Below are 13751 nucleotides of genomic sequence, written 5' to 3' on the forward strand. Positions count from 1 at the left end.
AATATGCTAGAAATAAAAGACGTCAATCAATTTTATGGGGGCAGTCACATTCTCCGTGATGTGACTTTAACTGCGCCGATTGGTGAGTGTTCTGTGGTTTTAGGACGCAATGGTGTGGGTAAAACCACCTTATTAAAATGTTTGATGGGAATTTTACCGATTAAGTCTGGGCAAATCTTATTGGATGGCAAAGACATTGCTAAAATGAGCCCTGAACAGCGTGTACGCGCGGGTTTGGCCTATGTTCCTCAAGGGCGAGATATTTTTTCTACACTCACAGTAGAGGAAAATATTTTGATTGGCATGGCAAAATTTTCTGGTGCAAAAACCCGTAAAGTCCCTGAGCATTTATATGAAATTTTTCCTGTCTTAGACGAAATGAAACATCGCCGTGGCGGTGATTTATCGGGTGGGCAGCAACAGCAATTAGCCATTGCACGTGCTTTAGCATCGGAGCCGAAAGTTTTGATTTTAGATGAGCCGACCGAAGGAATTCAGCCTTCGATTATTAAAGATATTGGTCGAGTGATTCGAAAATTGGCAGATGGTGGCGAAATGGCGATTGTACTGGTCGAGCAATTCTATGATTTTGCCGAGGAGCTGGCCGATAACTATACCGTGATGGCACGTGGTCAAGTGGTTGCACAAGGCATCGGTGAAGAAATGCCTGAAAAGGGGATTCGTGATTTAGTGGCAATTTAACAGAATCGTGAAAACATTTTGTTTACCTCCCTGAGTCAAGGGAGGTGTGGTTAAACCCTATATTATTGAGGCTCAACTTTCTGATAATAGCCTGTTGATGAAACATTCATCCCAAAGCCACAATCGGCTTGTTCATTTAATTCTTTCACTTTAATAAAATTGCCTAAAGAGGCGTTATAAGTGAAATTGATGTCAATTTGACAATTTTCAAAACGATAGCTTGCTTTCTTGGCATGAAGTGGCATTTCTGTTTCAAATTCGCCAATATTTGGACCATAGATGAGACTTCGAGCACCCATCCATAGACCAGTGAACTGAATGAGATATTTCTGATCACGTTTTTTAATGGTGATATTGTTCCATTCGCCAAAACCTGCATAACTGGCATATTCTCCTGTTAAGTCATTGTTTGGTTTTGGTGTTACTAACTTTTTTAAATTAAATTGACTGGTTTTTGTGGGTTTAATTTGAAACCACGCTCTTGCCCATAAGGGTTGATTGAGTTTGCTATACGTTAAACCCACATTATTATTGGCAATGTCGATGTCATTATCTGAAACCCGAATACCAGCCTCTTCTTCACCCACAGACTGACAAAAAGCACTCCAAGATGCTTGTCTTTGAAACTGATCAAGCGCTTTTTTATAGTTTTTCTGGTCGTAAAATTTTTGTCCCAATTTACGATATTGACTGAGTTTGGCACAACCCTGTTTTATATTTTGTTCATCGTAGTCAGCAGCATGGCTTGCTGTATTAAGTATCAATGCAAATGGTGCCAATAGACTGATTATAATTTTATTCATCGATATTCGCTCTGAAGTTCAGCAATATTGTTTATGGTTATACAACAAATTTTGAAAAAACGACAAAAAAATTTACGACGGATGCTGTATAAATACTGCTCTATTTTAATCAAAATTTAATTGCATCAACACCAAATCACGCCACTGCCCAAATTTTTGTCCGACTCGTGGCATATAACCTGTTTGTTTAAATCCGAGTTGTTGGTGTAGATAAATCGAACAAGTATTTTCGTGGTCAATTGCAGCAACCATAACGTGGATATTGTGCTGTTGAGCATGTTCAATCAATTTCAGCATTAAGCGTTTGCCGAGCCCTTGTCGAGTAAATTCTGGGTCGATATAAACAGAGTGCTCAACTGTATATAGATAACCGTTGATTGCTCTAAAGCTTGCATAATCGGCATAGCCTGCAATGGCATGAGTCGCTGTTTCTTCAGCAACAAAAAGTGGAAATTGCTGTTGTTGTAATTCTATAAACCACTGCTGGTAATCTGCGAAAGTCTTTAATTGGCTGTTCCATGTTGCTAAACCTGTTGCAATTTCATGATTATAAATACGCATAATCTCAGTTAGGTCAGAAGCTTGAGCAGGGCGGATCTGAAAATTCATGGATACAGGTCAATGGAAAATTTATACGGGTATTCTAAAAAGATTTATTTTTAAGGGCAATAAAAAAAGCAAAACCGAAGTTTTGCTTTCTGATCAATGGATTTAGCTCAGTCTTAGAAATGATACTTGATTAAAGCGCTGACATTATTTTCGTCTTTGCCTGGCACACCGTATTTGTTGTGCCATACAGAGTGTTCAACACCAAGATATAGACGGGTATCTGGAGAAATGTGTTTACCCGCATTCCATTTCCATTGTGTCGTCCAGTTCAACTCGCTTGAGTGTGCAACTTGATCTTTTTCTGCAGTTGACCAATCAAGGAAACCGTCCACAAGGAATTCTTCAGATGCAATTTTAAATGGAATTCCATAGGTAAATGTCAATTGATAGTCATCTTCTTGGACTTCATTATTGGCACGGTAGAAATTTAATTGCGCATATTGAAAATAAGGAATGGCTAAATCAACACCAACACCGTATAGGTAGTTGTTCATGTCTTTACCACCTTCCCAAGTGGTTGCAATTAATACGTCTTTAATTGGGCCTAATTCAAGTTTTTTCCCAGAAACAGCACCTAAGCTAAGACGTGGAGAAACCTCAAAATAAGTATCCGACTGACCATCACTGTTGGTACGGTCAGCAAAGGCAAAGAAATCACCGTATTTAAGTTTGGCAGCATACTCAAAAGTGATAGTAGATTGTTTCTCATCTGGTGTTAGTTCATAGTTTTCACCATAAAGACCAGTAATACTAAAATCTTGCCAAACAGGCGCAGCTTGAGCCAAAGTTGCAGTTGAAGCGATTGCGCAGATAGCCGCAATTTGTGTAAGTTTCATGAATTCTTCCTTTCCCCCAAGAAAAGCGCTTCAAGAATACAGATTCTTAAATAAAAATAAAGCGAAAATTAGATGGAATGAAAATAAATATGTAAACATCAAGAGGTGAAATGTTTTAAAACGTGAGTCGCATATTTAAAGCAAAGATTTAAAATTTATATCCATTAAAAGTTTAAGAATTAAACATAGTTGATGTTTTTAGTCAGAATTAGTCATTAAAAAATCAATTAAATCATTTAATTATAAAGTAACGTAACAAGATGTCATTTTTCATATTCTTTTCATAAAAAAGTTAAAAATCTACTTGCATATTTTCCAATATGGCCTGATATTGAATGTATAAGAACACCTATCTGCAGATCGTTAAAAGTGTTCATCTTTGCAATAGAGGAGTTACGGTTCCAATTTATTGTAGGTGAAAAGCTGTCTTATACAGCAGGCGCAAAGTGTGCCGAAAATATAAGTTTTGCACTCGTTTTTTGATTAGAAAGAGGATGTTTTTTATGAATATAGAAATCCGTACAGATAAAAATATTAGAAATAGTGATCGTTTAATTACTTACGTACGCGATGAGCTAAATCAAGAATTCCAACGTCATAGCGAACGTATTACCCAGTTTTCAGTTCATATCAGTGATGAGAACGGTGACAAAGGTGGGGCGGATGATATCCAGTGTATGATTGAAGTCAAAGCAGCAGGTTTGAAGCCAGTCGTGGTAAAACATCGAGCGAAAAACATTGATCTTTCATTACACGGTGCGATAGATCGGGTAAAGCGTAGCCTAGAGCACGTATTAGAAAAAATTGAAAATCCACGTGGTGGAAAACTAGAACTTGCTGATGCAGATGAAGCATGATCTGATAAAAAGCCCTTCGGGGCTTTTTTTATGGTCTTCAATTTTATGGTTTTAAAACAGTCCTTGATTATCTTCTTTGTCATAAATGAACAATAAATGCCATTTATAAAATAAAAGCGACACGATTAAAATTTTTCAAAGCTATTTTAAAAATATTCGTCATAATGTTGTATAGGAATAGAATAGTGAGATCAACATGTTATCAGCACAACAACAAGTCTTTATACAGGCTTTAGAAGATTTAGACCTTGCTCAAGTCAAACGTTTGCTTGCAGATGGATTTGATCCTAACTTTATGGAACCTGAAAAAGGACCAGCTGTTTCAATTTGGTCAGATGGATTGTTTAAATGGTGGGAAAAAATTTGTGATGCCTATGAAGCAGGTCATCCTTTAACGGCAGAACAAAAAGCACAAGATTTACAACCGCATTTAGATATTTTGGATGCTTTAATTAGTGCCAAAGCAAACTTTTATTTGTGGGACACTGAAGAGTGCTATGGTCCACTGTGGGATGCAGCAAGCGCAGCCTGTGTACCTGCAATTCATAAGCTTTTAGATCATAAGGTTGACCCGAACACCAAAGATGAAGAAGGGAAGACCATTTTATCTTCGATCAGTGATTTGTTCTTTGATTGTGAATTTGATCAAATAGATTGGTCTCAGGCTTTACCTGAAGAGAAAGAATCTTTAGAGTTACTACGTAGTCGCGGTGCGAAAATGTCCAAAGAATTATCGTAAATTTTGAGTCTTGATATGGCAATTTTAAATAGAATCACATTAGCCCTTGCTTCGAGTCTAAGTATAAGCGCAATGGCAGCAGAATTTTCTTTTGATCGTCCTGGAACAGGTTTTGGAACAGGGATCACGCCTGTGGGACAATTGGCTTGGGAGCAAGGGCTACCAAGTGTGACCTACACGGAAACTAAAGTAGATGGCGCAAAAGCAAAAACTGTAACCCTCAATGGCGATATGCTTTTTCGTACAGGTTTAACCTCGAGTATGGAATTACAGTTAGGATGGCAAGGCCCAGCTTGGATGCAAACCAAATATAAAGGTATTAAAGAGGATGACTCTGGTTTAGGTGATGTTTCTATTGGGATTAAAAAAGCCATCGATTTAAAAGATGATAAATTATCAATGGCGATTTTGGCTCAAGCCTTGATCGCAACGGGTAATGATGGTTTTAGTGAAGAAGATGATATTTATAGCATCGGAACATCATTAGATTATCAGTATAACGATTTGGTCAATACTGGGATCACCATGAACTACGCTGTGCAAGATGGGCATTGGTCAGTGACTGCTGTACCTACTGTCGGTTATAAAATTGCAGGAAATCTTTCAGGATTCTCTGAGTTTGTTTATTCAAAAACAGAAAGCCAAGACTATAAGTATGGTCTAGGTTCTGGTTTAATCTATGCGGTCAATGAGCGTACTCAACTTGATGGAAGTGTGGGTGTAGATTTGGAAGGACGAGACCGTAGTTATAAAGCTGGTTTAGGTGTGGCATTCTTATTCTAATCAATTCAGTCTGGCACATTGTCAAGGAGTAGTAAATCTACTCCTTGACTTGTTTTAAAACCGCACATTTTTCTAAATGCTTTTAGAAAGGCTTTATCTTCTGTATGCTGAGTTCAAAATAAGCAATAAACACAGGAGTATTAAAATGTTAGAATTGTTTATTGGTGATAAAAATTATTCGACATGGTCAATGCGTACTTGGTTAGTGATTCAGCATTTCAACATCCCATTTACAGAGCACTTGATTCCTTTTGATCACTTTGACCTCGACAGCCAATTTAAACAAAGTATTTTAAAAATAAACCCAACTGGCAAAGTCCCAGCTTTAGTAGACGATGGCTTTTTAGTTTGGGATTCTTTGGCGATTTGTGAATATTTAGCAGAAAAGTTTCCTGAAAAACAATTGTGGCCTCAAGATGTAAAACAACGTGCACGCGCAAGATCGATGTCCGCTGAAATGCACAGTAGTTTTATGGCTTTGCGTAGTTGTTGTGATATGAATTTAGATGCTGATTTAAAGCATATTGGTGTACAGCTTTGGCAGGAAAATTTAAAACTACAGCAAGATGTAAAACGGATTGAACAATTATGGTCGGAGCGACCACACCCTGACAGTTTTTTATGTGCTGATGAGTTTACTATTGTCGATGCTTTTTATGCGCCAGTTGTGATGCGGTTTATGGGTTATGGCATTGCAGTATCAGCAAACAGTCAGCGTTATATTGACAAAATATTAGCCGTTCCTGCAGTACAACAATGGATAGCAGAAGCGCATGCAGAATTCCGGTTTGTTGCTTGTGAAGAGCAATATCGTAGCCAAGTTTAATGTATTAAATACCAATTAAGCAATTTCATTGATTTGATCATGATAGAACTGGACTTGATTGCGACCAGACTGTTTTGCTCGATATAGCGCTTTGTCTGCGAGATGAATAATTTTACTGATATTTTCATCGTCAATCGAGGTAGCAATACCAAAGCTGGCAGTAAGTTGTACATAATGATGATCAAGGGATTCAAGTACTTGATTTTGAATCGCTACTCGACAACGTTCAGCAAGTGCTTGTGCAATGCTTAATGATGTTTCAGGTAAGGCGATAATAAATTCTTCACCACCATAACGTGCCACAATATCAGAATGACGAATGTGAGAAGATAATAATTTGGCAACTTTACACAATGCTTCATCACCAAAATGATGCCCATATAAGTCATTGATTTCTTTAAAATGATCAATATCAATCAAGATAATGGCATAATGAGTTTGCTTATTTTGGATTTCATTAAGCTTTTCATTAAAAAAACGACGATTATATAAATTGGTCAGTGGATCTGTTTCACTGAGTTTCTTGATTAATGACTCTCTATGTCGCCACTGAGACAGTAAAATTTCACATAAAATCAAACATACAATTAAAATAGGAATAATAAAGTACAGCATAGTCCCCACCCAGAACGAATTATCATGTCGTTTATTTTCCAACATATGTTCATTAAAAATTGGTGCATAAGGAATTATGCGCCAATATGTACTGAACATCATTGAAATATAGAACAACAGGGCAGTTGTAATTTGAAGATATATAATTTTTCTATTGAATAAAATTAAACCCACACCAGAGATGCAAACGAATGCAAAAACAGTGGCTGGGCTATAGATACCCACCAAAAAACCATCTGCAAGCATTAAAATGATAAAAATACTGATGACAACATGGGGCAAGATAGTATTTGCCCATTTTTTATTTTGAAAGAAATAACAAAATGCGATAAGGGAAATAAGCAGTAGGGTTGAACCTGCATTGACAACAAGTTGTGAACGAATCAAGGAGATATTGACCCATTGCCATGTTTCTGGATTCAGCAAAATAAAAATTTTCCAAGCAATCCAAGATAAATGAAGGGCAACGGTCAGGAACAGAATCAAGATACATTTATGTAAACTGCTCCAATTCATAATGATATTTGAATCTAATTGTTGTTTCAGCTTTTGCCAGTAAAGATTAAGTCTTATATTCGATTCCTCCATTCATAATTATTCCATGATTTTTAAGTGACTAGTCATTAAGTGCTGATTAATAATTTTTTAAATTATAGGGGTTAAAATTTATTAAAACAAAGAATTGTTATCATTTATTTGTTAATAATCTGGTATTTTATTATGAACTTGAATTAAATAATGCTGTAAATAATTTTTAATTATGTAAGTGTTTTAAGATAAGAGTCCTGTGTCAGCATAACCAGGCTTACGATTTATTTTCGCAATATATAATGCTTGATCTGCTTGTTGTAATACCGTATTACTCATTGTATCTTGTTTAGAAACTGATACGCCATAACTTGTTTGAAGTGAAATGATTTTGCTATTGATCTTTAAATCATAATTATTAATTAAAAGAGATAGCCGATCTGCGATATGGTGTGCTTGATCTTGATTCACATCACTGAGAATTAAAATAAATTCGGATTCACTATAACGACCAACAAGGTCTGTCTCACGGATGTTTTGTAATAACTCTTGGGCAATTGCTGCTAAAGCCTTATGAGCAATTTTAATGTTGTATTTATTTTTGATTTCACACAAATTATCAACACTGAGCAAAACGATACCAAAATTAGATTCGCTTTGTGGATGTAACTCTTTTAAATAAGTGTTAATTGCAAATTGGTTATAAATACCCGTATATGGATCAATTTCTAGATTATTAATCAATTGGTTTTTATGTATTAATTTGGCAATAAATGAGTGTTTCAATACTTGATTGAACAATGAATGAATTTTACGTCGTTTTTCTGAATAAATTTTATTACGCATAATCGAATCCATTCCGTACTTGGATTTTTATTGTATGATGCCTTAAATGTAGCAATTTATTGGCTTGAACTCAAATTAAAGTTTAAGTAAATACTTGAAGGATATATACATAATTTTGAAAAATGTGATTAACTTTGTAGTATAGTTTAAGAATATATTAGAATTTGTAAAACCCGATAAAAATGATCAGACAATACATATAGTTCGAATGACGGATATGCGATTATTTGAATAAATATACGATTTGTTTAAATTGATTATTTTATCTTTAAAAATGAACAACAGTTTGGTTTGTTAAATGATCTGTTGTTCATCATTGAGTAAATATCGAGGTTAGTCGCAGTCTATTTTATGAGCGAATTCAGCAATATCTGCTAAAGATTGTTTTGCCTCATCAAACCATGGACTAAACATTTGGAAATTATGCCACATTCCCGTGTACAACTTGTAATTGACTTTCACCCCAGCAGCTTTGGCTTTTTTTTCAAAACGTTGAGCATCAGATAAAAGAATTTCTTTAGAGCCGATTTGCACTAAAGTTGGCGGCAGTCCTTCAAAATCTCCGAAAATAGGCGAAAGAGGAGGTAGGGAGCGGTCCAAGTTTTTCGGTACGTAAAAGTCAATACCAGACTCAAGTGCTTCGATAGAAAGCAAAGCATCATGCTTCTGATTATAACGTAAAGACTCACCTGTTAAAGTTAGGTCTAAGAAGGGAGACATAAGAATTAAAGCGCTAGGAAGTTGTTGTTTATTTTCTTCCTTAATTCGTAATGCAAGTGCTAAAGCCAAATTTGCACCGCAAGAATCACCTGAAACAATGATGTCCTTAGGTTGCACACCTTGATCTAAAAGTTGTTGATAAATATCATAAATCGCATCACCTGCTTCAGGAAACTTACTTTCCGGTGCGAGCGGATAATCTACATGTAAAACTTGCATCTGAGTGCGTGCAGCAACTTCAGATAAAAAAGCTCGATGGGTTTTAATTGAGCCTACAAAAAACGCTCCACCATGGATATGAAAAATCATTTGGGTTGTATGCGCTTGAGGTTTAATTTCTTCTGCCCGAATCCCTGCAATGCGTAAAGAACGGATCTGCACATCTTTACGTTGCGGAAAAACGCGTGAAAGTTGTTCTATTCCGAAACGTGCAGTTGTGGGCGGAAGATTGAAACGACTTGGAAATTTGAAGCTAGATTTAAGAATAGATTCTGTAATGTATTGTTTCAGAGCTGAGTTAATCTTCATGTTCCTTCCATATTGTTAAATTTGTGACTTTATTTTTGTTGATTCACCAACACTTGTTACAAGGGTACACTATATAGTCACATTCAAGAATTGCTAAATTGGTGTAAATTTTTAATACTATAAAGTGTCAATTAGACTAGGGAAAACAAAACAATGAAAAAAATTGTACTTGCATTAGGCTTATTATCAGCAACAGTTCTTGCAAATGCTGCAGATCCACTGAATGGAACTGTTTGGAAAACAATTGATGATACAACTAAGCAGCCAAAAGCAATTGTAAAGTTCACTGAACAAAAAAATGGAACATTGACGGCTGCAATTCAAAGTGTTTTAACGCCAGGTGAAGAAAACTCTTGTACTAAATGTGAGGGTCCATACCACAATAAATCATTGAAAGGTGTAACGATTGTCACTGGTTTAAAAAATGTCGGTGGAAAAAGCTATGATAATGGTACGATTCTAGATCCTAAAAATGGCAAAACCTATAAACTCAAAGGTGAGCTTGCTGGTAATCAGTTAAAGTTACGTGGTTATATGGGTATTTCTGCTTTAGGCCGCAATCAAACTTGGGTACGTGCAAACTAAGTATATTGATTCACCACAATAAAAAGCCTAATCTATTGATCAGGCTTTTTATTGCTCGATTATTTTTATGCTGTAAGTTTTAAAGCCTTAATTTTATCCTCATCAAAACCAACCACATATTGGCCATTTTGATTAATCATAGGGCGTTTGATTAGACTGGTATGTGTGGTAAGCGCTTGGATGAGTGCTTGTTCACTTGACAAAGCCAGTTGTTGTTCTTGTTCACTGAGTTTTTTCCACGTTGTGCCTTTTTTATTGAGCACAAGATCTTGCCCAATATGATCGAGCCATTGTTTAACGGTTTCTGCATCTATACCTTGTTTTTTATAATCATGAAACTCGTAACTCAAGCCAAGTTCAGTCAGTAAATCAAAAGCTCTTTTCATGGAGTTACAATTTTTGATTCCATAAATTTTCAACATGTCTTAACCTAATATTCAATTGTTTGATTTAACAGAAAGAGTAGCAAAATTGCCAATATATACAGTATAAGAATAGATAAAAATATTTAAAAGGTATGATTGTTGTCATCAGAAATTAACAATTTGTGCTTAATATTTTATTTAAGCGAGCAAGTAGACTGGCTGATTAAATGATTTAAGTCTAAAAAATAAAAAAAATTGAGACTAAAGGAAATTAAAAAAGAGAAAACCCGCATCTAATCATCCTGATTATGCGGGTCTCATTACAACGTCCAATGTCACATCCTTGGAAAATAAATATTCAAAATACTTATTTCCTTTTCTTCCTACGGCGTCCTATCCTTTTGCTGTCATCCTGACAATGTCCCTGTGCCGTGCGTGTATAATGCGCTTGTTGATATGAAGAAAATATAAGATAACACGACAAAATTTGTAAGTTATTACCCTATAATCAGTGAACAGTTGTTCACAAAATTGCTCAATTCTTATTTAAATACTGAGCAATTTTCTATTTAAATTTGATAATCAATAATCACAGGGGCATGGTCGCTATACCATTCATCTTTGTAGACCCAGGCATTGACTGTACGATCTTTCCAGTCAGGGGAGCATGCTTGATAATCAATTCGCCAACCGACATTTTTAGCACGCGCTTGTCCACGATTAGACCACCAAGAATATACTTCAGCTTCTTTACGCACTTCACGAAATGTATCGACATAGCCGAGTTCATCATAAATATGATCTAGCCAAGCACGCTCATGCGGTAAGCAACCTGAAGATTTTTGGTTGCCTGACCAGTTTTTAATATCGATTCGTTTATGCACAATATTATAATCGCCACATACAATGATCGACTTATCTTCATCACGCCATTGTTTTAAAATTTTTCGATATTCTTCTAAGAAGTGATCTTTACGGGCTTGTGCTTCATCACCTGATGAACCTGAAGGTAAATATAGTGAGCAGATGTGCACAGGTTTGGCTAAACCGACATCAAATTCTGCACTAATAAAACGACCTTGGCTATCGGCGAGTTCAAAACCCAGACCATTTTGGATCGATTTAAATGGCAAGCGACTGTAAATCGCAGTACCTGCATAGCCTGATTTTTCCGCAGGAAACAGATGGGTAAACCAACCGTCAGGTTTAAATTTATCTGTCCACTGTTCATGCGTAATACGACTTTCTTGGATACAAATCACGTCTGCATCTGACTTTTCCATCCATTCAAGTAAGCCTTTTGTGACGGATGAACGTAAGCCATTTACGTTAATTGAGACAACTCTTAAAATTTTTTGATCACTTGGATAGCTACTCTTTGGTATCATTCGCAGTCATAACCTCAATGTATGAATTTTGGAGCACCTCATGTCAACGCCAGCTCAGTTTAACCCGCAAGCTTTTATCGAACTCGCATTATCACGTGGTGTGCTTAAATTTGGTGAGTTTACTTTAAAATCAGGCCGTGTAAGCCCTTATTTTTTTAATGCAGGTTTACTCAACGATGGTGAAGCATTATCGCTTTTAGCTCAAGGTTATGCAGATAAATTAACACAATGTAACAACGTTGAAGTGATCTTTGGACCTGCATATAAAGGAATTCCTTTTGTTGCAGCAACAGCTGTGGCTTTGTCACAAGTACATGATGTAAGTGTGCCTTGGGGGTTTAACCGCAAAGAAGCCAAAGACCATGGCGAAGGTGGCGTGTTGGTCGGTGCTTCAGTAGAAGGCAAAAAAGTCTGGATTATTGATGACGTGATTACAGCGGGTACTGCAATTCGTGAAGTTGTCACAATTCTTAAAAATGCAGGTGCGACAATTGCAGGCGTATTGGTTGCGCTAGATCGTCAAGAAAAAGGGCAAGGTCAACTGTCTGCCATCCAAGAAGTTCAACAAGAACTTGAGATTCCAGTACATGCTTTAATTACCATGAAAGATTTAATGGATTATCTTGATGCTAAAGGTGAGCAAGATGCTTTAGCAAAAATGGAAGCTTACCGTGTGAAATATGGTATATAAGTAAAAAAAAAGGATAAGATAAGGAGCATAAGCTCCTTATTTTTATGGACTATAAAGGATTAGGTGCCATTTTAAATGTTCATTCTATTGATAATCGTCGTGATTGCTGTACTTGGCATTATGCTGGTCAAACATATCGACCAACGACGTTGGCAACGTTACCAATTTGAGCGGGATATGTTTTTTCGGCAATATCCATTTCAATGGAAAGGTTTAGGACAGTTTGAGCTGGTTTTAAATATCAATGTGCACGCCCAGAAAAAATTAATCAATGAGTTGATGTTAAGAGCATCTGAGAGCAGTTATATCAAAAAATCACGTATTCAACGTGAACCTGAATGTTGGAGACAGCAATACTCAATTAAAGTCATGATTCAAGATTTAACCATTGGGCACTTAGAAAAGAAGTATGCAGACTTGTTGGGAGAAAGTTTAGACCAAACCGATTTTGAAATTGGTCGCCCGATCGAGCTAGATGCTGAAATCATTGTGTTTGAAAAAGATGATATCGAGTTGGGCTGTCGTGTCAAACTCGCCTTACCGCGTGATCCACGTACTGCGCATCAATACTTGATAGAAAATAGCCAGCAACAATTTCAAGAAAAATAAGCTTAATCAGTATGAGAATTAAGCAAGTAGATACTTTGCTCAATCTCTTTTTGGTCTTGTAAAGTACTGACAATCCGATGGGTTTTAGTCGTTTCAACAATAAATTTGAGTGCATATTCCTTTAAATACTGCTGAGCAACCAACTTGGCGACAAGTTGGTCATGCTGTCTGAAAACTTGAATTTGTAGTGGCTGATCTAAACAATTTTGAAACTGTAAGTCCTTATAGCCATACACCACAGTTGCATCACTACCTAAAGGTGTAAAGCGCTCATGTTCCTGATAAATATCAATCGAATGTGAATGTCGTTCCGTGATAGTTAAACCCGCTTTTAGCGCATTGATATAGAGCAAACAAGAAATTTGGCAGATTCCACCACCCAGATCTTCTGCAATTTTTCCATTGACCAGATTACGTCCTGTTTTGTAGCCATTATTAAAAGTCGGAGCTTTTACCAAATGCCAAAATGAAAAGATTTGATTTGGCTCAATAACCAAGCCATTTATGCTCTGAATCGCGAGATCAATGTTATAGGTTTTATTTTCAAAATAACGATTTATATTGATGCTTTGTTGGGTTGAAATTTGTTGGTCTGATTGCCACAGTGTTTGATATTTTAAGGCAAACTGTAGCTTCGAGAAAAGGTGTTCACGACAATACCTGCGTAATAACTGATAAAGCAGTTTCCATGATTTGGGTAAATATTGCCGCATATTCCACC

At 36.3% G+C, this 13751-nt stretch carries 17 protein-coding genes; 8 read left to right on the plus strand and 9 right to left on the minus strand.

The window, feature by feature from the left end; all coding sequences use genetic code 11:
* Nucleotides 1–3: 3 nt before the first annotated feature.
* A complete protein-coding gene (gene urtE, locus AC4CUY_RS21805) occupies nt 4–702 on the plus strand; it encodes an urea ABC transporter ATP-binding subunit UrtE (protein WP_056517139.1) in 699 nt (232 codons plus the stop codon).
* A gap of 62 nt (nt 703–764) precedes the next feature.
* Here urtE and AC4CUY_RS21810 read toward each other — a convergent pair whose 3' ends face one another.
* From AC4CUY_RS21810 to AC4CUY_RS21820, 3 genes are all read right to left on the minus strand, one after another.
* Nucleotides 765–1505 carry a hypothetical protein gene (locus AC4CUY_RS21810; RefSeq protein ID WP_336952494.1) on the minus strand — a complete coding sequence of 247 codons (741 nt, stop codon included), beginning with the start codon at nt 1503–1505 and terminating at the stop codon, nt 765–767.
* A gap of 105 nt (nt 1506–1610) precedes the next feature.
* Nucleotides 1611–2114, minus strand: coding sequence for a GNAT family N-acetyltransferase (locus AC4CUY_RS21815; protein ID WP_490774710.1), 504 nt, complete (start codon nt 2112–2114; stop codon nt 1611–1613).
* 113 nt (nt 2115–2227) lie between these two features.
* The gene (locus tag AC4CUY_RS21820) at nt 2228–2950 is read right to left on the minus strand and encodes an outer membrane protein OmpK (protein ID WP_490774711.1); all 723 of its coding nucleotides are present in this window, start codon (nt 2948–2950) and stop codon (nt 2228–2230) included.
* 503 nt (nt 2951–3453) lie between these two features.
* On the opposite strand from AC4CUY_RS21820, the gene AC4CUY_RS21825 reads away from it, so the two are divergent.
* The 4 genes from AC4CUY_RS21825 (at nt 3454) to AC4CUY_RS21840 (ending at nt 6155) form a co-directional block, all read left to right on the plus strand.
* Nucleotides 3454–3807: an HPF/RaiA family ribosome-associated protein gene (locus AC4CUY_RS21825; protein WP_004718651.1), complete on the plus strand. Its 354-nt coding sequence runs from the start codon at nt 3454–3456 to the stop codon at nt 3805–3807.
* 196 nt (nt 3808–4003) lie between these two features.
* The gene (locus AC4CUY_RS21830; RefSeq protein ID WP_105713903.1) at nt 4004–4546 is read left to right on the plus strand and encodes an ankyrin repeat domain-containing protein; all 543 of its coding nucleotides are present in this window, start codon (nt 4004–4006) and stop codon (nt 4544–4546) included.
* 15 nt (nt 4547–4561) lie between these two features.
* Nucleotides 4562–5329 (plus strand): transporter, encoded by a 768-nt coding sequence (locus AC4CUY_RS21835; protein WP_336952491.1) that lies wholly within the window; start codon nt 4562–4564, stop codon nt 5327–5329.
* Nucleotides 5330–5474: 145 nt separating this feature from the next.
* Nucleotides 5475–6155: a glutathione S-transferase family protein gene (locus AC4CUY_RS21840; protein ID WP_419326936.1), complete on the plus strand. Its 681-nt coding sequence runs from the start codon at nt 5475–5477 to the stop codon at nt 6153–6155.
* Nucleotides 6156–6170: 15 nt separating this feature from the next.
* Here AC4CUY_RS21840 and AC4CUY_RS21845 read toward each other — a convergent pair whose 3' ends face one another.
* The 3 genes from AC4CUY_RS21845 to AC4CUY_RS21855 all read right to left on the minus strand — a co-directional run bounded on the left by AC4CUY_RS21845 (nt 6171) and on the right by AC4CUY_RS21855 (nt 9392).
* Nucleotides 6171–7286: a GGDEF domain-containing protein gene (locus AC4CUY_RS21845; RefSeq protein WP_419326937.1), complete on the minus strand. Its 1116-nt coding sequence runs from the start codon at nt 7284–7286 to the stop codon at nt 6171–6173.
* A gap of 255 nt (nt 7287–7541) precedes the next feature.
* On the minus strand, nt 7542–8144 hold the full coding sequence (locus tag AC4CUY_RS21850) for a GGDEF domain-containing protein (protein WP_419326938.1): 603 nt from the start codon (nt 8142–8144) through the stop codon (nt 7542–7544).
* A 333-nt stretch (nt 8145–8477) separates the two neighbouring features.
* Nucleotides 8478–9392, minus strand: a complete 915-nt coding sequence (locus AC4CUY_RS21855) for an alpha/beta hydrolase (protein ID WP_336952484.1) — start codon at nt 9390–9392, stop codon at nt 8478–8480.
* 153 nt (nt 9393–9545) lie between these two features.
* Between AC4CUY_RS21855 and AC4CUY_RS21860 the strand changes: the two genes are divergently transcribed.
* Nucleotides 9546–9977 (plus strand): DUF2147 domain-containing protein, encoded by a 432-nt coding sequence (locus AC4CUY_RS21860; protein WP_419819760.1) that lies wholly within the window; start codon nt 9546–9548, stop codon nt 9975–9977.
* A 65-nt stretch (nt 9978–10042) separates the two neighbouring features.
* On the opposite strand, the gene AC4CUY_RS21865 is transcribed toward AC4CUY_RS21860, so the two are convergent.
* Both AC4CUY_RS21865 and AC4CUY_RS21870 read right to left on the minus strand, forming a co-directional pair.
* Nucleotides 10043–10399: a Spx/MgsR family RNA polymerase-binding regulatory protein gene (locus tag AC4CUY_RS21865; protein WP_419360821.1), complete on the minus strand. Its 357-nt coding sequence runs from the start codon at nt 10397–10399 to the stop codon at nt 10043–10045.
* A gap of 512 nt (nt 10400–10911) precedes the next feature.
* Nucleotides 10912–11730, minus strand: coding sequence for an exodeoxyribonuclease III (locus tag AC4CUY_RS21870; RefSeq protein WP_336952479.1), 819 nt, complete (start codon nt 11728–11730; stop codon nt 10912–10914).
* 40 nt (nt 11731–11770) lie between these two features.
* Between AC4CUY_RS21870 and pyrE the strand changes: the two genes are divergently transcribed.
* A complete protein-coding gene (pyrE, locus tag AC4CUY_RS21875) occupies nt 11771–12421 on the plus strand; it encodes an orotate phosphoribosyltransferase (protein WP_336952477.1) in 651 nt (216 codons plus the stop codon).
* Nucleotides 12422–12496: 75 nt separating this feature from the next.
* Nucleotides 12497–13030 (plus strand): hypothetical protein, encoded by a 534-nt coding sequence (locus tag AC4CUY_RS21880; protein ID WP_490774712.1) that lies wholly within the window; start codon nt 12497–12499, stop codon nt 13028–13030.
* 2 nt (nt 13031–13032) lie between these two features.
* On the opposite strand, the gene AC4CUY_RS21885 is transcribed toward AC4CUY_RS21880, so the two are convergent.
* Nucleotides 13033–13743, minus strand: a complete 711-nt coding sequence (locus tag AC4CUY_RS21885) for a VanW family protein (protein WP_490774713.1) — start codon at nt 13741–13743, stop codon at nt 13033–13035.
* Between the last annotated feature and the right edge of the window lie 8 nt (nt 13744–13751).

The sequence above is a fragment of the Acinetobacter sp. 778_lipA genome (assembly GCF_058242985.1).